The following is a 23,931-nucleotide window of genomic DNA, read 5'->3' on the forward strand; positions in this document are numbered from 1 at the left end:
TGCTTGCTATAGCTTCCAACTACGCGGTTTGCTGCAGGATCTGGTGAATGACGCTTTGCACGACGCTGGCGGGAATGGCGTAGCTGATGCCGTTGGCGGTTGTGTTCGATTCTGTATTGATGGCGGCCAGGGTGGGAATGCCAATGACTTTCCCCTGCATGTCTACAAGGGCACCCCCGCTATTGCCTGGATTTAAGGCCACGTCAGTCTGGATTGTCTGAGAGATGGTCACTGCGGCGGATTCGGAGACGCTGCGGTTCAAGGCGCTTACAATGCCTTGCGAGGCCGTTTCTGTAAGCCCTAAGGGATTACCTATGGCGATAACATCCTGTCCAACTTTGACTTTTGTAGAGTCGCCGAATTGAGCGATGGCCATATGCGCAAAAGGCGCGATGCGCACAACTGCCAGATCATGCGAGGCGTCGGTTCCGATTAACTGTGCCTGCTCTGTTGAGCCATTGCTCAAGACTGCCTCAATCTGCTGGCCGCCATCGATAACATGATTATTGGTGACGATATCGCCTTGCGCGTCAAAGATGATGCCTGAGCCAAGCTGCTCGCCCTGAGAGGTTGTTACCTTTAATTCGACGACCGCTGGCTCAACACTGCTAATAACGCTCTCCGCCTGCGTGGTACCTGATGTAGTGCTGGATGATGAGGCTGCTGAACCGGTCGTAGATGTGGTGCTTTGCGCGGGTGTGTGAACAAATTGCCAGCCCGCGAAGAGACCCACGCCGAAGACAAGCAGGAGTACAAGCATGAGGAAGGCTAAGGCGACGCCGCCTGTTCTTTTTTGACGTGTCTCTGGCCTTTTCTTCTGCTCCGGCTCCACAGGATATTCAGGTATTTGAGCCTGATTATGCTGGAATTGGCCTGGTACTAGTTGTTGATCAGTATATGTGTTTGGCATTATAAATGATGTTGAAGGAATGGTATGAAGAGGCGAAACATCCTCATAGTGTATATATTCTTCTCGCTGTGGCATATTTCTAGTCTCCTGCTCTTTGACTAACACCAGCACTATTCGTTCGACGTTATTATTGGCCAGTGTAGTCTTTTTCTATGAGAAAAACATTGTAAGTGTATGAGAGAAATTTCATATGCCCTTTCGAGAAGGAAGAGTGATAATAATTTTTAGGCTTTGTCATATCTTTAGTGTACTCTTTCTTCTTGAAAGGACAAGTTATATATATGTTTATGTGTATTGCTAGACAATCATTTATGTCAAGAACTTCCGCGTTAATTGTAGCGTCCATGCTGGCATGGACTTCTCCGGCTAGGCCTGGCGCGGGAGTGGCAGCTCTGGCTGACTGCTTACAAAGGCTTGCTTCTCCTGGCGCCACTTGCGTGTGTAGATGATGAGTTCGCGGAAGGCGCGCAGAATAACGCTGAGTTTGGCGCCCGTGGCTTGTCCGCCGTGTCGGGGCAGGTGGAGCACGCCAATCTCATGATAGCTGTATCCCGCTTGCTTCAACTTGTAGAGGAGTTCTGCGTTGATCATGGCGCCCCGGGTCTCTAAGGGATGTGTACGCAAGAACTCGGTGTGTAAGAGTTTAAAGGCGCAATCGATATCTCGGACATGGATGTCGAGAAACCAGCCAATGAGGCACTTCCAGCCCCAGGCATTGAGGCGGCGCATTGCCGAGTCCTGGCGCTCCAGGCGATAGCCGATGACCGCGTCATACCGCTCAATGGCGCCGAAGAATTGCTGTAGCTCGCGAATATCAAATTGTCCATCGGAGTCCATAAAAAAGGTCAATTCCTTCGTCGCGGCCTGAAAGCCACTGACCAGCGCGGCTCCATAGCCTTGATTGGTTGGGTGGGTGACCAGGCGAAGCTGTGGTAGGTCTCTGGCAAGCTCAGCAACAATAGTGCCGGTCCGATCCGCGCTACCATCATTCACCACAATAATCTCAGCGTCCAACCGCCATTGTTGCAGAACGCGCCAGACGTCCAGGATAGTATTACCAATAACCTGCTCTTCGTTATAGGCTGGCAGAATGACCGAGAGGCTATGTTTCTTTATCACTTCTGGCTGTTTCCTTTCATCTCAGTTCGTCCTCGGTGGATCTTCTGTATATTAGAGTAGCAAGGTTTTATGTGAGTTCTATTGGAAGAAGATGAGAGATATCTCATGCTTGCAGACTTGTACGATTGGCTGACTTGACGTGATATAGTGTGGAGAAAGCAAACCTGTACTGAACAAAGGAATACCAATGATGGCTATACCGCTGAGTGCCGACTATGCCTCGATGCTTGATGCGCAAGATCGGCTGGCTCATTTCCGGGAGCGCTTTGTCGTTCCTGACCCTGAGCTTATTTATATGGATGGGAACTCTCTGGGACGTCTCCCAAAAGCCACACAGGCCTATGCCCAGGAGCTGATCGAGACGCAATGGGGGACGCGCTTAATTCGCGGTTGGAATGAAGGCTGGTTCACGGCGCCGGAGCGTATTGGCGCGAAGATCGCGCGCCTGATCGGCGCACAGCCAGATGAAGTCATTGTGGCGGACTCCACCTCGGTCAATCTCTTCAAGCTGGTGGTAGCTGCTCTGCGGGCGCAGCGGGGACGAACGCGCCTGGTGACGGATGATTTAAACTTCCCCTCGGACCTCTATGTCCTCCAGGGGGCCATTGAGCTTCTGGAGAAGGGGCATCGTCTCGATATCATTTCTTCGCCTGATGGCATCCATGGTCCCGTCGCCGAGATCCAGGCTTCCCTTGATGAGCAGGTTGCCTTGCTGACGTTATCGCACACAGTCTTCAAGAGCGGCTACCTTTACGACATGGCCGAGTTAACCCGGGCCGCCCATAGTGTGGGTTCACTGGTACTCTGGGACTTGAGTCACTCCGTGGGCGCGGTCCCGGTTGACCTGAACGTTGCCCAGGTTGACCTGGCGATTGGTTGCACCTATAAGTATTTGAATGGAGGTCCGGGCGCTCCCGCCTTCCTCTACATTAGTCGCGAGCTACAGGAGCGCCTCGGCAACCCCATCGCTGGCTGGATGGGCCAGAGAGACCTGTTTAATTTTGCCCTGGACTACAAACCCGCCATGGGCCTACGCCAGTTTTTAACGGGGACGCCCCCCATTCTCTCGCTCTCACTGATCGAGCCAGGCGTTGATGTACTGCTAGAGGCTGGCCTGGACGCCTTACGCACCAAGTCTGAGCAACAAAGCGAGTATTTGATACAACTATGGGAAGCCGTGCTTAAGCCAGAGGGCTTTGTCCTCAATTCGCCACGAGAGGTCCAGCAGCGTGGCTCGCACGTCTCACTTGGCCACCAGGAAGGCCTGCGCATCGATATGGCGCTCATCAACGACATGCAGGTGCTACCCGACTTCCGCGCGCCCGACAATATCCGCCTGGGCCTGGCCCCCCTCTATACCTCCTTTAGCGACATCCATACAACCGTCACGCGCCTCCACCGGGTCGTAGCAGACAAGCTCTACGAGCAATACCCACACGAAGTCCCAATCGTCACCTAAACAAATATGGTGGTTGGGTGGTTAGGCGCGTGCGCCCAACCACCCAACCACCATCTAACACACAATTGATCTCTGAGCGCCGCAGGAGCGAAAACATAGCCAATTAGGCTAAAAAAGATGCTTATCTCATCCTCAAACGATAAAACTAAATAGAGAGTAATATATTTTAGCTCAAGATAAACGTTTTGCATTGAACATTTCTCTTTCTCTATATATGTGTTCTGCTTTATTTGGAGGCTTTTATGTCTAAACCGCCGGGTGCAAACAAGCTCTTCCGTTCGCCTATTCCTGGCAGTGAGGCAAGCAAACATACAGGTGCCCTCGCTCATGGGGACAGCAGCGAAATTGGTACCCAACCTGTTCCAGCTATGCCGACTGAAACACCTTCGCATCCCTCTTCTAGTGACCTGGCGGATCGACCAACGATGCAAGCTCCGGCTGTTCAACCTGCAAGTGGAGTATCATATCAGCAGAATCCTGTCTCGCAGGCAGGGATAGGAGGGTATAACCCCATGCCTGCGCCGTTCCCTGTCTCACAGTCAGGGATAGGCTACGGACCAGGTCCCGCCCAACCGCCCGTTACACCACGCCCCCAGGCCCTGGCTGGACAGAGTGGCAATCTGAACAATATGCAGCGGCCGCCTGCTGCCGCAAATACGCCGCGCCCTAATGCGTTTGTCAAAACACGCAGGAAATACTCCAACCTATCAACGCGTGCCAAAATCGTGATCCTGGCCATGCTTGCGCTCTTACTCTTACCCTCAGTGTTTATTGTGCTTGAGAGTGTGAACGCCTTTGCCCTGTATAGCCAGGCCGATAGTGCCATTAAGCACCTGGAGGCGGCCCAAAACGTCTTTAGTGGGGGAGGGAATAGCCATGGTAACCTGGCGCGTTACTTTGATGTGAAAAAGCTCCGCCAGGTTCAGGTAGAGATCAACGCAGCACATAGTGACCTGGTCAGGCTGCGGGATGAGCTGGACCAGGATGGAAATGTGGCCATGCTAGCTAACATGGTGCCTGCCCAGGTGGGGACCGCCCGTTCCCTGGTACACATTGGAGTTGACGCTACCGAGATTGGCCAGATAGCGCTTCAATCCGCCATCAAAATGGCCCCCACACTCTCGCAAGCCTTCAATAATCCCCTCAATAGCGGGAGTAAGAATACCGAGGAGAGCACAGCCCCCTTAAAGCCGTATCTTACATCGAATAATGTCGATGAGATATTTGCAGATATAAACCTCATCATTCCTCATGTCCATGCGATGAATATGCAGGCCCGAGGTCTCTCCCTCAACACCTTGCCGCTGAGTAGCAAACAGAGTAATCTTGTAGGCTCGCTCCTGAAACTCCTACCTGCGGCTGAAGTCGGCCTGAACCAGACAATGAGAATGAAGAGCGAGATTAGCTGGTTGCTTGGCGCTGACCAACCTCGTACCTTTCTGGTGGAACCAATGGACCGCGCGGAACTGCGAGCCACGGGCGGCTTTACCGGGCAGTTTGGTGAGCTCTCAATTAATGGTGGACATATGTCCCCGCTGAAGCTGAAGAATATTGCCCAGTTTGAAGAGGATATTACAGCTGAAGGTGCTAAGCTACCAGATCAGAAAGTCTACAACAAAGTGGTAGGTCAGTCGGCGCCAGATCCCTATAATTGGTGGCCTGTTGGTAACTTTGGTATGCGAGATGCCAATCTCTCTGCTGACTTCCCGACATCCGCGCGCCTGATTATGGACCGCTATAATTACGAGTTTGAGAAAAAGCTTGATGGCGTGATTATCTTTACACCTGCCTTGATTGAACATGTCTTACATGTGACCGGCCCCATCCATATTACAGCCTATAACGAGACCATTACCGAGCAGAATCTTGAGGCACGGCTGCACTACTATCAACTAGATAACACTGGAATTCGCCGGGAAGAGATTATTGAAAAGGTGGAAGACCCGCAGCAGGCGCGCAAGCTCTTTACCCAACAGGTAACCAAAACCCTGATGGATACGGCTCAGCACCTGCCATATGATAAGGTGCTGTCTCTGGTGAATGAGATGTTTCTCGCGACGAAAACCAAGGATCTACAGATCTACTTCACCAATCCTAAGGTTAATGCCCTGATCACCAAATATGGTGCAATCGCTTCGCTGGATCGCTCGACCCAGCATGATGGCCTGGCCGTGATACAGTCGAATCTTAGTGCCAGCAAAGCATCGCAATATGTGACTACATCGATAAAGGATACTATTAGTATCAATGCCTCGGGTGGGGCGACCCACCAGGTCGTGATGACGTTGAATTATCAAAAGAAGGGCGATGTGTATGGTATGAGCACCTATCGCGATTATGTGCGAATCTATGCGCCACCCTCTAGCCAGCTCATTTCGAGCTACGGTTTCGCGCACCACTTAACTCCATATTGTGGCTCTGGCGCGGGCTATCAGGCATGCGGACAGGATGTATATGGCGATGGCACTCTTGTTTGTACAACGGCTCCTGTTGATACCGACTCCACTTCGTTTCTTGACTATGGTGCCGGTTTCCAGAAGCCGATCCCGGTCATCGGTCAGCTAACCAATCAGGAGAGCGATGAGCCTGGACGTGCCATGTATGCGGGTTGGGTGGTTGTGCCGCCCAATTGTAGTATCAAGGTGACGCTCTCGTGGTCTGTACCCCCAAGTAGCCATACCTATAGCCTGCTCTTCCAGCCGCAGGCGAGTGTGCATCCACAGCTAGACTTGACGGTTAAGTCGGCCCAGAAGGCCTGTGCGGGTAGTAAGCCCTCCGACTTACACTTCGCCGGGACTATGGATGGGCAGGATCGTACCTTTACCTTGCAGACTGGGCAGTCCGGTGGTGGCTGCGCTCTGAGGCTGTCCTGAGGTTTGCGCGATCAGTTGAAGCTTCTGCTGGCGCGTGAGGCACTTGATCTGATATTCGGCTCGTAGTGCCTCACTCTTGCCTGGAAACGTCCAACTGGCGAGGAGAGTCACGGGCCGATGCGCGCGCGTGTAGTGCCCACCTTTTCCCGCATTATGCGTGGCGATCCGTCGCTGGAGATTGTTGGTGTAGCCTGTGTAGAGCGTACCGTCCGCGCATTTAAGAATGTAGACATAGTGCGTCTCGTCGCTTGTCTCTGGCATGCCTTATCCTATCTCGCATGACTTCTCGCGCCTGCGGCGCTCGCTATGATAAATGGTATGATGCAAGTTAGCGGCCACAGGCCGCTAACTTGCATCATACCATTTATCATACCTTTTGAGAACGGAGGTCAATTGTGGAGAATGACGAGGTAACCAGGCTATCGCTACGCTACTGTGGACTTGCTACGCTTCCCGTGTCCCTGGCTCAACTGACCTCTTTGCGGATCTTAGATCTTACTGGTAATACATTGACATCTCTGCCCGAAGAGCTTGGCAACCTGGCGCAGTTGCAGGAGCTGTACCTGGACGATAACCGGCTCACTACGCTGCCTCATGCCCTGAAGAAGCTGGTGAACTTGCGCGCGTTGCACGCAGATATGAATCGCCTGAGCGCTTTGCCTTCTTCCCTCTACCATCTTCCACACCTGGAGACGCTTCGCCTTTATAAAAATCGGCTTACTGACCTCCCCGCTGATATTGGGCGACTGCAAGGGTTGCGCGACTTTAGCGTTGGGAAGAACCAGCTCACCTCTCTCCCCGAGTCATTATGGGAATTGAGGCGCCTCCAGGCCTTGAATCTCGCGGAGAACCAGCTTACTTCTCTCTCCGAGCGCATCGGCCAGCTAACACAACTGCAAATGTTGGACGTGGCTCATAACCAGCTTACTCTGCTCCCCGAGTCGCTTGGTCAGTTGACGAACCTGACGCATTATCTCTACCTTAGCAACAATCGCCTGACGGCCCTCTCTGAGTCACTTTTCACACATCTTACCGAGCTTGCATATCTTAATTTCACCGATAACCAGCTCACCGAACTCCCGCGCAGCCTTGGTTGTCTGACCAGTCTCAAAGAGCTAAGGATCTATAACAACCAACTGTCAGCCTTGCCCGAAGAGCTTGACAATCTGGCAGCTTTATGCGAGCTGCATGCGATGAACAATCACCTGGAGGCACTGCCAGATTCCCTGGGCAAGCTAAAGCAGTTGAGGGAGTTACGCCTCGCCAATAATCACCTTGCTTCTCTCCCCACATCCCTCGGTGAAATGGAGAACCTTACCGTCCTGGACCTGCGCAATAACCGCCTCGCCGCTCTTCCAGCCTCTCTTGGTAATCTGGCTAAGCTGCGTTCTCTCGATCTGCGGGCGAACAGGTTGACCACCCTCCCCTCAGGTTTGCAGAAGCTCCAGCACCTGGAGAAGCTGGACCTGAGATGGCTAAAGCTCTCCCCGCTTCCCACCTGGCTTGATCAGCTTGAGCAACGCGGATGCACAGTGCTCTTGTAGAGTCCAAGCTTGCTTGGACCCTACATTTTGTCGGATGCATTTGTGCCTGCTAAGCAGGGACCTGGCTGGTCGTATCTGCTGGCGTTGTGGCCAGCTCCTGAGCGAAGAGAGGGTCCTGGAGCTGGTAGGAGGGCGCGAGACCAGGCTGGGAATATAGTTGCTGTAGCTGCTTGGTTGGGATGGTGCCTAGCGCTGTGCTGGGAATGCTTTGTTCGCCCGTGGCTTCGCGCCAGGCCGACTCCCAGATGGAGGCCAGGCATTGTGCTCCATCAACCATCAATTGTATGGTCTGCTCGCCTAGCTGTTGCCACATGTAGTTCAGACTGTTGTGCATCTGGCTCCCAGTGTTGTAGGCGGCAATAATAGTCTCGGGCGGTAAGAACTGAAGACTGTGGTGCATCATGGCGATAACGGCCAGTGCCGCCTGTTTGCCCCCTGCAATGGGCGGGTTGAGCGTGATACCCGCCAACTTCTGGTTGATGCCATCCACAATCTCGGCGGTAAAGCGATTGACCATGGCCGTCTCGTAGGCGCTATGTACGCCATGCTCAGATGGCTGGTCTGGGTGCCCATGGTGCAGGTAGGAGACATGCAATGGCTGGCAGGCATCACCCACATAATGGGCCATAGTGCCCGCGATACAGACGAAGCTCGCGACATCTTGCTGCTTTAAGGCCGCCACCATTTCATCGTACATCTGCCAGACGCGGAAGGGTAAGGCGCCGCGCTTGGCATCCATGTTGAGCGCGTCATAGAAGTTGTTCCAGAGCGCGATACTGACGTTGCGTTCGTCCTGGCACAGATCGAGTAATGTTTGCCCGTCAAAGGCCCCCTTTCCAGGCTGGTCCATGTCGGCGAAGTGGTTGGATTCGTCCTGCGGTCGCGTTGTCCTCCATATCAGGTCAGCCACGTCGGCCAGGGGGACAAATTGCCCGCCACCATGAATATGGGTTGTCCCTTGTACCAGCTGATCATCTCCGAAGGCAATAGCGTCTTTATTATTACTCATCAGCGTCTTGAGGTTGGGTGATTGGAGGATGTCACAGGCGCTGCCCGCGATTTTATAATGACCAACCTCGCCCCAGTATTCGCGATGCCCCGTATTCCAGCTAGTGACAAGGTCCACATCAAGTTCATGGCATACAATGCTCAGGCAACTTGCCAGGGCGAAGCGAAGTTGCGCGCTCCCCTGTGTCTCCTGAACTACATGCCCGCCCCATTGAAGCGCCAGGGGACGCAGGAGGATAGGCGCCTTGATGGGGCTACCTCCTGATTTCTGTTGCCCCGGAGCGTGATCAGGATCAAGACACCAGATGGTTCCTGAATCGCCAGGCATGGTCTGGAGGGTTGGCTGTCCCGGACGGGAGCCGATCAGAAGCTCACTGACATAATCAAAGCCTCCCATGGAGCAGTAGCGGTAGAAGAGAGCCTGGATCTCACCATACATCCTGCCTGAAGCCGAGCCATGCGCGCAGACGGGGAGGCCGATGAGGTCCAGGGAGATATTCTCAGGATTCAGATTCACGGGCGCGCCCAGCTCGCCTAGGCCAAAGATCTGCGCTGTCCACTTGCTGAGATCTTCGATACGAATAAGCCCCGCGTCCAGGTTGAGGTAGGCATTTGTCCCGGACCAGTCGGGATAAACCTCTGCGAAGCTCCTTTTGCGCAACTGATTTGTAATTGCCTGGCCAATTGCCTGCCGTTGCCCATTAGAAATGGTGTAGACAGTATTGCCCGGCTCTCCACTCACATGCTGATTGGTCAGGACATAGATGTTATTGCCGTCTGTAACCAGGCAACCAGCTGAACCTATGTGCTCATGTCCTTGTGTATCGGTCACGAGTGGATAGCCTCCTCCGAGCATGTCATGAGGGAAGGCCACATCTCGCAGGGATGGAGGCGCCTCTTGTTGCTCCGGAGCCAGGATCACGCAGGTGGGAACGATACGGCCATCTGGGAGATAGAGGAAGCGTGGCACCACCTGGTCCGGGTCCGCCTCGATCAAGGCTTGTTGAGTCTGCCATTCTTTAACGAAGACGAGCACGCAGGGCCAGGACCAGGGTTGGACGATGGTATTCTCCAGCGTGCGCTCGGGAGATTGATGACGGTGGCGCCATTCTGTTTGCTTTACAGGTGTGTGCGCGTCGGGATCATCCTGGCGAATGCGGTAAAGGCCAATGGCGGTCGCGACCACATTCTCCAGGTTTGCCAGGTGTACATGATAGGCATCCCGCGCATCCAGCAGGTCGCGCACAGACAGCGACCTGAAGTTTCTGCCAGCATGGCTTGGGTATGTCAAGGCTTTCTCCTCTCAAGCAAACAACAAGCCGCCCACGTTGGCGACCTAATTTGAGTAACCATAAAATGTGTTTGAATTTTTTTGCATGTTCGGCACTCAATTGAATTCATGAGTGTGTATTTCTCTAAATAAGACGCCGAAACGGTTCTCTTTTCGTGTCTCTTTAAGTTTTCTCGCCGCAACGTGGCCTCTTAGGCCCGCCGGAGAAGTTTACAACGCTAAACCCTCAGCGAGCCCAAAAGTGAGAGATATCCACAATGCTAAGCGTCTCAGTCGCCTCTTTAGAACAGCTGGGGCGTTGTCCGTAAGGGGCGCAGTTGTCCGTTCCGCTTTTTGGGGCCTGTAAGTCCAGATGGTGCGAGCCATGCATGTTGATATGGGCTGAGGTGATCGGTGAGATCCCGAATGCGAAGTGCTCCTTGTTTGCTGCCATTGTCTCTGCTATACTTCTCGATGTTGGGAGGAACACGCGGTGTGTTGGGAACAACGCAAGAAAAGAAAGGGCGTATGCCGAGGCCACCACTTCACGCACTCTCTGGTCTACCGATCAGACCCTCTATGAGTTGTATACCTCCGGTCATCTGGAGCAGCGTTTTCGCCAGGGAGACGAGTCTCTGTGGTTGGTCTGGCTCGAAGTTGCCACCTCGTTTGCTTTCCAGGGTCGTTCTGGCCGTCTCAATGTCTACAAAGAAGCCCGGCCACGAGGAGGCCATTATTGGTATGCCTACCACACCGCCGCCAACCGTACCTCGAAACGCTATCTTGGACAGACGGCCAACCTCACATTCGCGTGCCTGGAAGAGGTGGCACACGTTCTGACACGCTCTGCCTCGCCTCAGATGTCACCCACAGCCAGTCCTGTCACTCCGCGCCAGACTGAACACAGGATGGCACCACTCTTGACCAAGCTTATGTATCCACCCGTGCCTATTACACTTGTCGAGCGCGAGCGCTTGCTCAATGAAGTAGATACGATACTTTCTCTCCGACTGCTCTTGCTCTCCGCCTCTGCCGGAAGTGGGAAAACCACCCTGCTCTCGGCCTGGGTAGCTCGCTCTGCGGCCTCGTCCCGCAAGATTGCCTGGCTATCCCTCGATGAGACTGACAATGACCCCACCCGCTTCTGGGTTTCGGTCATCATGGCCCTGCAAACGTGTCAGCCCTCGATCGGTGAGGTCGCGCTCAGCATGTTGCACTCGCCGCAGCTTCCGCATCTCTCGACGGTGCTCACCACCCTCCTCAATGAACTGACAGAGCTAGCTGAGGAAATCGTCTTGATCCTGGATGATTATCATGTGGTTGAAGAGCAGGCCATTCACGAAACGGTGCTGTTCTGGCTTGAACATGTGCCTGCCCAGGTGCATCTCGTGCTGGCCAGTCGTGTTGATCCACCACTCTCCCTCTCCCGGCTGCGTGTTCGAGGCCAGATGCGTGAACTACGTGACGCCGATCTCCGTTTTCACAAAGTTGAAGCGACCCACTTCTTGAACAGAGCCATGAAGCTCACCCTCTCGCAAGAAGAGGTGAGCGTCCTGGGGCAGCGGACCGAAGGCTGGATTGCAGGATTGCAACTGGCAGCGCTCGCCCTGCAACAACGAGAGGATCATGCGGCCTTTGTCCAAGCCTTTACCGGAAGTCAGCGCTATCTGCTGGATTACATTCAGGAGGAGATCCTCTCCCACCTGGACGCTCCTCTCCAGAACTTTCTGCTGCGCGTCTCGGCGCTTTCTCGCCTGAATGCGGACCTCTGTCAAGCGGTCACCGCAGAACCGACCAGCCAGAAACTACTAGAAACGCTCGAACGCGCCAATCTCTTCCTAATCCCTTTGGATGAAGAACGACACTGGTATCGCTTGCATGATCTTTTCCGCGAAGCACTCCTCGCTCATGTGCGCGCCACGCAACCCGCTCTCGTCGTCCACTGAGACAAGCGAAACGTCATATGAAACTGCAGAAAAATAGTATGAACATACAGGAGATTTATGTGAATATTACAAGCAATTTCCACCGCAGCGGATTCTCACAAGAACGTCTGGGTCGTCTGAGCAAAGCTTTGGAAGGGTATGTCGAGCGAGACGAGTTCGCAGGAATCATCACGCTCATCCATCGACACGGCGAACTGGCGCACGTCGACACTATTGGCTGGCAGGATAAGGAGGCGAGGCTTCCCATCCAGCGGGATACCATCGTGCGTCTTGCCTCGATGACCAAACCAATAATCGCAGTGGCCGCCCTGACACTCGTCGAAGAAGGCAAGATCCATCTCTTCGATCCAGTGGACAAGTGGCTGCCAGAACTCGCCAACCGCATGGTGATGCGTGACCCGAATGGCTCGCCTGAAAATGTCTATCCTTCTCCGCGCGCGATCACCTTGCACGATCTCTTGACCTACCGTCCTGGTATTGGGTGGGGAAAATCCAGTCTTGGGTCCAGCCTCCTTGCGTTGGCTGCCGCCCCGATAGCAAATGCACTCCAGATCCCAAACGCGGAGCACCTGGCCCCTGACGCATGGATCGCCCGCATCGGCGAATTTCCTCTGGCCTATGAGCCTGGCACACGCTGGCTTTATCATACGGCCTCAGACATTCTGGGTATCCTGCTCACGCGTGTCACAGGAAAACCGCTGGAAGTGGCTCTGCGTGAACGCATCTTTGAACCGTTGGGAATGGTGGATACCAGTTTTGTTGTGCCACCCGAAAAACGGAACCGCCTTGCTGTTCTCTACAAACCTACGCCAGAGGGTAGGCTTGCTGTGCTGGATCATCCCCAGACGACGGGTTGGGCCGAGCCGCCACTTTTCGCATCTGGGGGAGCTGGGCTGGTTTCCACCGCTGACGACTACCTGCGTTTCGCGCGCATGTTGCTGGGGAAAGGGGCATTGGATGGGGTACGCGTCCTCTCGCGCAAGACGGTAGAGGCCATGACGACAGACTATCTCACGCCTGAGCAGCACACCCACGCCACGTTTGCTTTGAGCACGAACGAGATGTGGGCCAATCGGGGATTTGGCTATGGCGTCCAGGTGGTGACAAAACAGACTGGATTAGGCCCCAGCGTTGGCACCTTCGGCTGGCCGGGCGGCCTGGGCACAGCGTGGTACGTGGACCCTCGAGAGGACCTGGTGGCGCTCATCCTGCTCCAATACCAGAATGCCATCGTAGCTGCAGATTGGCGCAACAAGATCGGCGATGATTTTTTGACGCTGACGTATCAGGCAATCAACGATTAAATAGAGCAATAACTAAAATTACGAGTTTTTGGTGAAAATAACCATAAAAAGAGGAGGTTGTCTTTATGCCTAGTCCGGAAAGCATGCAGATTCGCAGCTATTTGTTGTCCCGTAAAACTGCCCCGCGCTCGCCATTATCATTGGCCGAGCAGCGTGTCGCCTTTGAATCGTTCATCGAAAACGCTGTCGGGCACCCTCTCCCATTGCTAGAAGGAACGCGTATAGAGTCTGTAGACGTGAGTGGCGTCCCAGCAGCATGGATCAGCCCACCTGAGGCCGACGCAGAACGCGTGATGCTGTATCTGCATGGCGGGAACTATATGCTTGGTTCGCTCACATCGCATCGGGACCTGGTCACACGCCTGGCTGCCGCGGCAGGGATGCGCAGCCTGTTCATTGAGTATCGGCGCGCACCCGAGCATGTCTTTCCTGCCGCGCTTGACAATGCGCTGACCGCCTATCGCTGGTTACTTGCCAATGGGACCAGACCTGAGCATCTCGTGCTGGCCGGTGACTCCGCAGGTGGTGGCTTGATCCTAGCCTTGCTGCAAGTCGTGCGTGAAAAGGACGTGCCCATGCCAGCGGGGGTAGCACTCCTCTCACCCTGGACCGACCTGGTAGGTACGGTTGAGAGTTGGACGACGCGTGATGCAACCGATCCCACGTTTACTGGAAAGGCGGTTAATGCGCTGGCGAGCTTCTATGCGGGCACGGAAGATCTCCACCATCCACTAATTTCACCGATCTACGCCGACCTGCGCGGCTTTCCACCCTTGCGGATTGATGTCGGTCAGGACGAAGTATTTTTGGATGACTCCCTCCAGGTCGCAGACCATGCCAGAGCCGCGCAGGTTCCGGTCGAGCTGACCGTCTGGGAGGGCATGTGGCACGTCTTCCAGAACTTCTCTTCCGTCTTACCTGAAGGACAGCAATCACTTGAGCAGATAGGGATGTTTCTCCGCCGCCAAACAAGATCTTCAGAGTGAGGTGAGCAGACCGAGGTTTCGGTTTCTTGTATCGTTTGCCCAGGCTTCGATATGGCTCTTGAGTATGAACGGACCAGATTACAACGCTAAGCCTCTGGCATTTCCCCACCTCATCTTAATAAACCCGAAGCGTCGCAGGCCCTGAGAATATACCATCCGGCGTGATAGAGTAAATGTAGATGGAGTGTTTCTATTTAGAAAGGTGAAAATATGCATGTCAGCATTGGTTTACCAGGAACTATTCAGGGCGTAACGGCTGAGCGTCTGCGGGAGTGGGCGCGTAAGGCTGATGCAGGTCCATTTGCCAGTCTTACCTCGCTTGATCGTCTCGTGTATCACAATTATGAGGCCCTGACGACGTTGGCTGCGGTCTCAAGCGTGACCCGGCGCGTGCGCCTCATGACGACAATCCTCATCGCGCCGCTGCATAATGCGGGTATGCTTGCCAAGCAAACAGCCACACTTGATGCACTCTCGGGTGGTCGCCTGACGCTTGGCCTGGCAGTAGGTGGTCGCGAGGACGATTTCCTGGCCGCGCCCGTTCCTTTTCATGAGCGGGGCAAACGCTTTGATGAGCAGCTAGAGATCATGCATCGCGTCTGGAGTGGGCAGGCTCTCAATGAACAGGTAGGCGCGATTGGTCCGGCCCCGGTGCAGCAGGGTGGACCCGAAGTGCTCATTGGTGGTAATTCACCGGCGGCCCTTCAGCGGAGTGCACGCTGGGGCAATGGCTTTATTAGCGGGGGTGGCGATCCCTCGCAGGCGTCTCAGGGCTATTCCCAGGTTGAGCAGGCCTGGAGGAATGCCGGGAGGCCGGGGAAGCCGCGCTTTGTCGCGTGCGGCTATTATGGCCTGGGTCCTAAGGCGCAGGAGGGAATCTCCTCATATCTCGGCCACTATTACTCTTTCCTCGGTCCCATGGCCGAGAAGATCATTCAATCGGCCTCCTCAACGCCCGAGGCCGTGAAGGCAACGATCAAAGGCTTTAGCGACAAGGGTGTGGATGAGCTCTGCCTCTGGCCCTGCCTCGCTGATCTCGACCAGGTAGATCGCCTCGCCGACCTTGTCGCCAGTAGCGCTTCATAACGGTTAGAGCTTCATAACGGTTAGAGCCGCTCTAGCCGCCGTGTGCTTGTGCGTGGATCGAGGTGATCGCGTATGGCATCCCCAAAGAGATTGAGGCTGATGAGCACAATCACGATGGTCAGGGCCGGCCCAAGCATCATCCAGGGATCGGTGCGCAGAAAGGGTTGAGCCTCGCTGACCATCGCGCCCCATTCGGGCGTGGGTGGTTGTACACCGAGTCCCAGGAAGCTCAGCACCGATTCGTCAAGAATGGCGAAGGAGATGGAGAGCGTGGCCTGGACCAACAGAGGGCTAAAAATATTGGGAATGATGTGGCGCGCCAGGATCTTCCAGGTTCTGGTGCCGCTCACACGTGCGGCGGTGACGTAGTCCTGGGCCGCTATCTGGAGCGTTTGACCCCGGGCGATACGGGCGTAGATAGGGATACGTACCACGGCCAGCGCGATGACCAGGTTGATCATGCTGGGTCCTAGCGCGGTAACAAGAGCCAGGGCCAGGACCAGTGATGGAAAGGCGAGTAAGGCATCTACCAGCATGGTAATGACCTGGTCGACCCAGCCCTTATTATAGGCGGCGAGGACGCCAAGAATGGTGCCACAGACGCCTCCCAGCAGAATCGTAATCGCCGCGACCGAGAGTGAGATACGCGTGCCATAGAAGATACGGCTGAGCTGATCCCGGCCAAGCTCATCTGTGCCAAGCAGATGCGCGCCACTGGGTCCCTGGGCGGTGTGCGTGGGATTATAGATTGTTGGAGAATAAGGACTAAGGATGGGTGCGAAGATGGCTATCAAGATGAAGAGGAGCAGGATCAGGCCACACCACCAGCGGGGATCTTTCCGCAGGGCGTATAGTAATTGCTTAAAACCCGAACTGGCCTTCTCTCTCTTGCCGGGTGGGTCAGCCTGTGTCTCGCTCTCCAGGCTTGTTGGTACACTCATATATTTCTCTCCTTGCATGCAACCCTCACTTCGCCTCAAAGCCTATGCGCGGGTCAAGGACTGCGTAGCCGACATCGACGAGCAAATTGGCTGCCATATACGAAAGGGCAGAGAGTAGCACAACTCCTTGAACGACTGGGTAGTCCTTGGAGAGGATGCTGGTCACAGCCAGTTGACCAATACCAGGCCAGAGAAAAATGGTCTCTATGGCGAAGGTACCCGCCAGAATCGCGCCTACCTGTAAGCCTATAATCGTGAGCACGGGGATGATGGCGTTGCGCAAGGCATGAGTATAGAGTATTGTGCGCTCTCTCAGACCCTTGGCGCGCGCGGTACGCACATAGTCCTGGCTCAATACCTCGATCATGCTGGCCCTGATCTGGCGCATATTGACCGCGATAGATCCAGCGCCCAGTGTTATCATAGGTAAAATAAGGTAGCGTAGGTTGCCTGCCGGATCCTCTTGAAAGGAGATATAGCCACCTGGAGGAAAGATGCGCAGGTTTACGGCAAATAAGAGCAAGAGAAACAAGCCCAGGACGAAGGCAGGGGTAGCCGTGCCAAGCAAGCTGACGATATTGACGAGCCAATCGATCCAGGTATTGCGGTGCGTGGCGGCATAGACGCCCAGGGGAAAGGCCAGCAGCAGGGAGAAGAGCAGCGCGCTAATGCCCAGTTCCGCGCTGGCGGGAAGCCGTTGCCAGATCGACTGTAGTACCGGCTGTTGGAGCTGGATCGATTGCCCCAGGTTGCCATGAAAAGCCTGCCAGAGCCAGGTGCCAAACTGTTCGGGCAGCGGTTTATCTAACCCTAATTGCTGGTGCAGGGCGGCGATGGCCGGGGGCGTAGCGTCCTCACCGAGTAGCACACGCGCCGGGTCGCCCGGAACAAGGTGAATAGTCATAAAAGTCATAAAGCTGACCAGCAACGCTACAGGAAGCATAAAAAGTAAGCGTTGTGCGATATAGCGGGCCACACTGTACTCCTTCACTCATTTTGAGGTTATATATATATTGAGTATGGCTGCCTGGCCAGCAAAGCCAGCCAGGCAGCCATACTCAATATGTTCTTATGCGGCCAGGGTTACTGTCGCAAAGTTGTAAATGCCTGTTGGCAGGATCGTGAAGTTCTTGACGCTGGTGGTCGTTGCCTGGACTGAGACTCCGTGGTTGATAAAGACGTACGAGGCATCCTGCAAGATCTGTTGTTGCGCCTGCTGGTAGTCTGTCGCGCGCTCTTGCTGATCGCTGGAGGTACGTGCCTTCTCTAGCAGGAGGTCTGTCTGGGGATTGGAGTACTGCATATCATTATTGCCGCCGCCCGTATGGAAGTACGAGTACAGGTTGCCATCTGGATCGGGACGCCCACTCCAGCCAATGAGCGCCGCCTGGAAGTTATGGGCGCTGGTGTCGCTCAAAATGGTGGCAAAGGTCTCCTGTTTGATGTTAACTGTAATCCCAGCTGGTTGCAGCTCAGATTGAATAAACTGAGCCTCCTGTGTATTGAGCGGCGAGCCACTGGGGACAAGCAGGGTAAAGGTGATGCTGGTCTTTCCTGCTTTAGCCAGCGCGGCTTTGGCCTTTCCAATATCGTAGGTGTAGGGCTTAAAGTTTTTGTCATAGGCCCAGCTAGTCGGTGGAATGGGGCCATTTGACAGAACACCATTGCCCTTGAGCACGGTATCCAGAATCTCCTGGCGGTTAACGCCCCACTCGATAGCCTGGCGCACATCGGGATTATCCAGGGGCGCGACTTTAGTGTTGAGCATAAAGCCGTAGAAGCTCAGGGCTGGCGCCTGTTTATAGGTCAGGTCGGGGTTGGATTTGGCCGACGCGATATCGTTCGGGTCAAGCCCATCTGCCAGATTGATGGCCCCGGTTTGCAGGTTGGAGAAGCGCAGGCTGCCATTGGTGATGGGGCGATAACGCACACTATCCAGGTAGGGCAGCGCCTTCCCCTGACCATCCTTTTGCCAGTAAGAGGCGTTCTTCTTGATCGTGAGATGGTCCCCTTTTGCCCATTCGCCAAACGTAAATGGTCCGCTACCAGCATTGGTAGGGGCATTTGCCAGGTTCGCGCCCAGTTTTTGAACCGCCGTTGGTGATAAGATCATGCCAGCGCGGTCGCTCAGGGTTGCGAGCAAGGGCGAAAAGGCTTTCTTGAGGTTGAAGACTACATGTGAAGCATCCTGAGCCTGTACCGACTGGACATTTGAAAGCTCACTATAACGGGGCGATGATTGGTTGGATAGAATACGATTGATGTTAAATACGACCGCATCCGCGTTGAAAGGTGTGCCATCCTGGAACTTTACATCGGTGCGCAGGGTAAACACCAGTTGTGTGGGCGAGGAATACGACCAGGAGGTTGCCAGGTCAGGGACGAGTGCATTCTGCTCATTGACGTGAACCAGGGTGTCATAAATATTCAGCATTACCTGCCGATCAACAAGGGCCGTCGATTTGACTGGATCAAGCGTTACAACATCTGTGTTTAAGCCGACGGCCAGGTTACCACCAGTCTTGCTCTGGGTGCTAGACGTAGTGTCGCCGCCGCAGGCTGCTAGTAGCAGCGCCAGGGCGCTCAAGAGCAGAGAAAGTGTCAGGAGCAGCCTTGGCTGACCCATGCCTCCTCTTCGCCAAAAAGAATGTCTCATGGCTTGGTTCCTTCCTTTCGGAGCACTAAATAAAGAAAGAAAGATACGCTATCTTCAAAGAAAGATACGCTATCTTCTCAAAACTTCTCACCACTGCATGGCTCACCTATGCATACTGGTGAGTGTGGTCGCTGACTGGCGGAGCTAGCCAGCGACCACACTCACCAGTATGCGAAGCGTTGCAGACGCTGAGAATACATGATAACAAGAGGAACCGCGTTGTTACCTCAAAAAAACGTTGTCAGTTTATGTAATAGTAGATAACCTGAAGGAAGCAAGTGAGTCAGATTTTATTTGACAATTTTTGCCTGGGGAATAGGATAGAAAGGCAAATGCAACTTGCTTGTTAGTAACAATATAATATCAAATTGACCTTTGTCAAGCTTTTTGTAAAGGCTTAATGCAGAGCTTTCCTATATATAAAGTAATAGAGAATGACTGTAAAGTAATAGAGAATGGTTGCTTTAAAGTAATAAAGAATGGTTGCTTGCTACGAGAATGTGATATACTTCGGTAAATTCCTGCTTAAGTAGCAGCATATTTGTAATCTCAATGCGTCTTGCATTGCTTGTGGTAAAAGGAGGTTTCTCTTGGCCCTCACAGCAGGAGCACAGACATTTCCTCAACATCGTCCGGCTACCCTGGCCCGGCGGGGCATGGTTGCGGCCCCGCACTATTTGGCAGCGGAAGCCGGGTTAGATCTCCTCAAGGCAGGTGGCAACGCGATTGATGCCGCCATCGCAGCGAGCGCCATGCTCCAGGTCGTCTATCCCTTTGTATGTGGTTTGGGCGGCGATGTATTTATGCTTATCTATGAAGGTGCTAGTGGAAAGCTCTACGGCTTAAATGGGAGTGGCCGCTCGGCTGGGACCGCGACCATTGAGCGCTATCATGAGCTGGGGTATGAGCGCATGCCAGTGTTTGGTATTCACTCCGTCACTGTGCCTGGCTGTGCCAGTGGCTGGGGCGAGGCTGCGCAACGCTTTGGCCGCCTGGGATTAGGCGCGTCCCTGTCACCCGCGATCTCCTACGCGGAAGAAGGTTTTGCCATTGGACCCGACCTGCACGCGGCCCTGACTAATGCCAGCGCCAGGCCCGACGTTCACCGTTCCTGGCATACCCATTTTCTCCCTGACGGTAGCGTACCCGCTCACGGGTCGATCATGCGTTTTCCCACGCTGGCGCGGACGCTACGTACCATCGCTAAAGAGGGGCCGGAGGCCTTCTACCAGGGGACCATTGCCGAGCAGATCGCCAGCTTCTTCGCCCGCGAGGGTGGCTTGATTACGCGTGAGGACCTGGCAGCCCATCGCAGCGATTGGGTGACGCCCTTGAGCGTGCCTTTCGCGGGCCTGGATATCTATGAACTTCCCCCAATACCCAGGGGGTGACGGCTCTGCAAATGCTGGGCATGCTGGATCAACTTCCCCTCGGGGCCTCTCCTCTCTCCGCCGAAACGGTTCACCTGGCGGTTGAGGCCAAGAAGCTGGCCTTCGCTGATCGCCAGGCCTACCTGACTGATCTCGGGCACATGCGCGTCGATCCTGCCTCTCTTATTGAAGCCAATTACCTGGCAAGCAGACGCGCGCTGATCGATCCCCAGCGAGCACAGGCTTCTGTTGCTCCCGGTGGCTTTACGGGTGATACCGTCTATCTCTGCGCGGCGGATCGCGAGGGTAACGTGGTCTCGCTTATCCAGAGCAACTATATGGGCTTTGGCAGCGGCGTGGTCGTGGATGATACGGGAATTGTGCTGCAAAATCGGGGCGCGTATTTCTCGCTGGATCCGTCTGCCGCCAATGCCCTGGCGCCTGGGAAGCGTACATTGCATACGCTCATTCCCTCCATGGCCCTGCGCGAGGGGCGACCCGCTATCGTCTTTGGCAGCATGGGCGGCGATGGTCAGGCTCAGACGCATCTCCAGGTCTACACGGCTCTTGCCCGCTATGGCCTGAATATGCAGCAGGCCATTGAAATGCCGCGCTGGGTCCATGGTGCCATCCATGGCACTGGCGGCGAGATGCTGCTGATGGAGAACCGCTTCCCGGGCGAGACGGTCGATACGCTGCGTAGCCTGGGACACGAGGTACAGGAGGGCAAGCCATGGCTCACGACCATGGGCTATGCCCAGGGTATCATTTTCGATCCCGCCACTGGCGTTATGCAGGGTGGCTCAGATCCCCGCGCCGAAGGCATCGCGGCTGGCTGGTAAGATGATGGATACAAGCAGGGTGCCTTCCTACATGGGAAGGCACCCTGCTTGTATCCATTTCTTATATTTGGGATCACCTTAAACGGGCGCGGCCTCTTCTTTTGGAGCATACAGTGTGTCTGTGGGCTGATCCTCCAGGGACTCGCGCAGGCCGAAGCGCTGCCAGAGTACTTGGAGGGGGCGAGGCGCCCACCAGTTCCAGGCTCCAAGCAGGTTCATCATCGCGGGTACCAGCAGGCCACGCACCAGGGTCGCGTCCATCAGGATAGCCAGCGAGATGCCGACGCCAATCTCCTGAATGACCAGGATGCGCGAGGAGGCGAAGGCTGCCACGACGATTGCCAGCAGAAGCGCAGCGCTGGTAATCAGCCAGCCAGTGCGTTGCAGGCCGGTCGCCACGCTCTCGCGGTTGTCCCCGCTGCGATCAAATTGCTCCTTGATACGACTGAGCAGGAAGACCTCGTAGTCCATCGAGAGGCCGAAGGCGATGGCAAAGATGAGGATGGGCTGAGTGCTATCCAGGCTACCAAAGGCCCTGAACTGTAACAGGTTTTGCAGGTGTCCATCCTGAAAGATCCAGACCAGCGCGCCAAAGGTGGCGGTCAGGGAGAGCGTATTCAGGAGAATGGCCTTGAGTGGCATAATCAGCGAGCCAGTCATGAGGAAGAGCAGGACAAAGATCGCCACGCCCATCAGGAGCAGAGCGTAGGGGAACGTCGTCAGCAGGCTGGCGAACTGGTCCACATCTTCCGCTGGCGTACCACCTACCAGTCGGCTCAGGTCTGTGGGTGGTGTGATGGCACGTACATCTTTGACTAGGCTTCTGGCATCATCGGAGCTGGCATCCAGGTTCGCCGTCAAGATGATCTCGGTCACATTCTGCTTCGCCAATTGTTTCGCCGCCTCTGTGATTTGCGGATTTGAAGCTGGATGCGCGTAGAGCTGCTGATATTGCGCTAGCGTCAGGCCGGGAGCTAGGCTGACCACGCTCTGCACATTCGTGACATGTTTCAATTGTTTGAGCTTGCTGACATAGGTATCGAGCTTCGCCAGGTTCTCTGTGCTCAGTGCATCCCCCGGCGTGCGCACAGCAATCGTGAGCTGAGAGTTGTCCTGGTCAGGGAAGTTCTGCTTGAGCTGTTCAACTACGATGCGCGAGGAGGCATTCAAGGGCAGCGAGTGCTCATCGGTCTGCGAGAATGAAGCGTGCAGGAAGGGTGTACCTAGTAGGAGCAGAAAGGCAATAGCCACAACCGTAATGGGAATGCTCCAGCGCATCACAAAGTAGGAGAGGCGGTACCAGGCGCCCTGGCGTGTATCGCTGGCGGAACGTTGGCGGCGACGCAAAAGACGTTGTATGGAGAGCGCGTTCACACGCTGCCCTAGCAGGGCCAGGATAGCGGGGAGAAGCGTGATTGATCCCAGCATCGCGACCAGCGCCGAAGCGATCATGGCCATACCTATCGAGCGCAGAACATCCTGGGGAAAGATCAGCAGGCTTATCAGGCTGGTGCAGACCGTCAGCCCGGAGAAGAGCACGGTGCGCCCGGCGGTCGCCATCGTACGCTGAATGGCCCTGCTCACCTGGTCAGGATTGCTCGCCAGCTCCTCGCGGAAGCGGGTAATGATAAAGAGTGCATAGTCAATCGCCAGGCCTAGCCCGATAATGGTAATCACATTCGTGGCGAAGCTTGAGACACTGGTAAAGGTTGTAATCACGCGCAGGATCGCGAACGAGCCAACAATGGCGAAGCCACCAATCAGCAAGGGGAGCAGCGCCGCGACCAGCCCATTAAAAATGAGCACCAGTAGTAAGGCTACCAGGGGTAGGGCGATGGTCTCAGAAAAGGCCAGGTCATGCTCCAATTGCTGGTTAAACTGGATATCGGTTGCCAGCGAGCCACCTATGTCGACATGCAGCGGAGGCGCCTTGAGCAGCGGAGTCAGGGCGTCATAGACCTTTGTCCCGCCCGCGCTGGTATTGAACTCCATATAGAGCAAGGCCTGGTGCTTGTCGTGCGAGAGAAAAGAAGAACTGTGAGTTGTGTAATAGGAGGAGAAGGCCGAGACCTCCGGGCGGGCCTTCAAGGTTGCGCTTAATTGCTGCGCGGCCTGCGCAAACTGCGGATCGGTCGCCACCAGGCGTGGATCGCTGAGCAGGACCAGCACTGTATCAGTATTCTTGCCTTTGGAGGCAAAGGTGTTTTTGAGTAGATCGCGTGCCTGAACCGATTCGCTATGTGGGTCCTCGATACCAATGCCACGCAGAGCATCAAAGACCTGGAAACCATACAGAGCCATAAAAACGGTGAGTACAACTGCCAACAAAACCACCCACCACCGCGTCCGGTACAGCTTGTCACCAAGCCAGAGTAACATAGGGCATCCTTTCGCCATGTTAAGAAATACAACCCGCAACGCGGCAGCATTTCAATGTATGAATTCTCGAGACCTTTAGAGAGGAGAGATTCCTTACGAATAATACCATAGGAGCCCCGTTTACGGCGCGCCGATTTATTGGTAAATGTCCTGGAAAGTGGCTCTTCACTGTTTTGGTTACAGCTCACAATACTCAAGAGAAACACTGAAAGCTCTTGACCTAAAGCACTTGAGGTTT

Annotated in this window: 15 protein-coding genes and 1 pseudogene; 8 read left to right on the forward strand and 8 right to left on the reverse strand. The window is 54.8% G+C overall.

Annotated features, from left to right (window positions below):
• Positions 1-19: 19 nt before the first annotated feature.
• Together JMJ04_RS39705 and JMJ04_RS39710 are read right to left on the reverse strand one after the other, a co-directional pair.
• The gene (locus tag JMJ04_RS39705; RefSeq protein WP_201375886.1) at positions 20-985 is read right to left on the reverse strand and encodes a S1C family serine protease; all 966 of its coding nucleotides are present in this window, start codon (positions 983-985) and stop codon (positions 20-22) included.
• A 291-nt stretch (positions 986-1,276) separates the two neighbouring features.
• Positions 1,277-2,029, reverse strand: coding sequence for a glycosyltransferase family 2 protein (locus JMJ04_RS39710; protein ID WP_201375887.1), 753 nt, complete (start codon positions 2,027-2,029; stop codon positions 1,277-1,279).
• A 187-nt stretch (positions 2,030-2,216) separates the two neighbouring features.
• On the opposite strand from JMJ04_RS39710, the gene kynU reads away from it, so the two are divergent.
• Entirely contained in the window at positions 2,217-3,488 is a 1,272-nt protein-coding gene (kynU, locus tag JMJ04_RS39715) for a kynureninase (protein ID WP_236038906.1), read from the forward strand.
• Between the two features lie 242 nt (positions 3,489-3,730).
• The gene (locus JMJ04_RS39720; protein WP_201375888.1) at positions 3,731-6,361 is read left to right on the forward strand and encodes a DUF4012 domain-containing protein; all 2,631 of its coding nucleotides are present in this window, start codon (positions 3,731-3,733) and stop codon (positions 6,359-6,361) included.
• On the opposite strand, the gene JMJ04_RS39725 is transcribed toward JMJ04_RS39720, so the two are convergent.
• Positions 6,269-6,622: a GIY-YIG nuclease family protein gene (locus JMJ04_RS39725; protein WP_201375889.1), complete on the reverse strand. Its 354-nt coding sequence runs from the start codon at positions 6,620-6,622 to the stop codon at positions 6,269-6,271. The genes JMJ04_RS39720 and JMJ04_RS39725 overlap by 93 nt on opposite strands.
• 134 nt (positions 6,623-6,756) lie before the next feature.
• On the opposite strand from JMJ04_RS39725, the gene JMJ04_RS39730 reads away from it, so the two are divergent.
• Positions 6,757-7,905 carry a leucine-rich repeat domain-containing protein gene (locus JMJ04_RS39730; protein WP_201375890.1) on the forward strand — a complete coding sequence of 383 codons (1,149 nt, stop codon included), beginning with the start codon at positions 6,757-6,759 and terminating at the stop codon, positions 7,903-7,905.
• A 49-nt stretch (positions 7,906-7,954) separates the two neighbouring features.
• Here the strand turns inward: JMJ04_RS39730 and JMJ04_RS39735 are convergent, their stop codons facing one another.
• Complete coding sequence (locus JMJ04_RS39735) at positions 7,955-10,204, reverse strand: phospholipase C/P1 nuclease family protein (RefSeq protein WP_201375891.1); 2,250 nt, start codon at positions 10,202-10,204, stop codon at positions 7,955-7,957.
• 368 nt (positions 10,205-10,572) lie between these two features.
• Here JMJ04_RS39735 and JMJ04_RS39740 point away from each other — a divergent pair, with 368 nt between their 5' ends.
• The 4 genes from JMJ04_RS39740 (at position 10,573) to JMJ04_RS39755 (ending at position 15,505) form a co-directional block, all read left to right on the forward strand.
• Positions 10,573-12,129, forward strand: a complete 1,557-nt coding sequence (locus tag JMJ04_RS39740) for a winged helix-turn-helix domain-containing protein (protein ID WP_201375892.1) — start codon at positions 10,573-10,575, stop codon at positions 12,127-12,129.
• 59 nt (positions 12,130-12,188) lie between these two features.
• A complete protein-coding gene (locus JMJ04_RS39745; protein ID WP_201375893.1) occupies positions 12,189-13,433 on the forward strand; it encodes a serine hydrolase domain-containing protein in 1,245 nt (414 codons plus the stop codon).
• Positions 13,434-13,498: 65 nt separating this feature from the next.
• On the forward strand, positions 13,499-14,419 hold the full coding sequence (locus JMJ04_RS39750; RefSeq protein WP_201375894.1) for an alpha/beta hydrolase: 921 nt from the start codon (positions 13,499-13,501) through the stop codon (positions 14,417-14,419).
• Between the two features lie 210 nt (positions 14,420-14,629).
• Positions 14,630-15,505: an LLM class flavin-dependent oxidoreductase gene (locus tag JMJ04_RS39755; RefSeq protein WP_201375895.1), complete on the forward strand. Its 876-nt coding sequence runs from the start codon at positions 14,630-14,632 to the stop codon at positions 15,503-15,505.
• A 20-nt stretch (positions 15,506-15,525) separates the two neighbouring features.
• On the opposite strand, the gene JMJ04_RS39760 is transcribed toward JMJ04_RS39755, so the two are convergent.
• The 3 genes from JMJ04_RS39760 to JMJ04_RS39770 form a co-directional block, all read right to left on the reverse strand.
• A complete protein-coding gene (locus tag JMJ04_RS39760; protein ID WP_201375896.1) occupies positions 15,526-16,446 on the reverse strand; it encodes an ABC transporter permease in 921 nt (306 codons plus the stop codon).
• Positions 16,447-16,471: 25 nt separating this feature from the next.
• The gene (locus JMJ04_RS39765; RefSeq protein WP_201375897.1) at positions 16,472-17,422 is read right to left on the reverse strand and encodes an ABC transporter permease; all 951 of its coding nucleotides are present in this window, start codon (positions 17,420-17,422) and stop codon (positions 16,472-16,474) included.
• Positions 17,423-17,515: 93 nt separating this feature from the next.
• Complete coding sequence (locus JMJ04_RS39770) at positions 17,516-19,102, reverse strand: ABC transporter substrate-binding protein (protein ID WP_201375898.1); 1,587 nt, start codon at positions 19,100-19,102, stop codon at positions 17,516-17,518.
• A 752-nt stretch (positions 19,103-19,854) separates the two neighbouring features.
• Here JMJ04_RS39770 and JMJ04_RS47490 point away from each other — a divergent pair.
• A pseudogene (locus tag JMJ04_RS47490) lies at positions 19,855-21,314 on the forward strand (gamma-glutamyltransferase family protein).
• A 78-nt stretch (positions 21,315-21,392) separates the two neighbouring features.
• On the opposite strand, the gene JMJ04_RS39785 reads toward JMJ04_RS47490, so the two are convergent.
• Positions 21,393-23,693, reverse strand: coding sequence for an MMPL family transporter (locus JMJ04_RS39785; RefSeq protein ID WP_201375901.1), 2,301 nt, complete (start codon positions 23,691-23,693; stop codon positions 21,393-21,395).
• Between the last annotated feature and the right edge of the window lie 238 nt (positions 23,694-23,931).

It is taken from the genome of Ktedonobacter robiniae (assembly GCF_016587375.1).
In the GTDB taxonomy this organism is placed as follows: Bacteria; Chloroflexota; Ktedonobacteria; order Ktedonobacterales; family Ktedonobacteraceae; genus Ktedonobacter; species Ktedonobacter robiniae.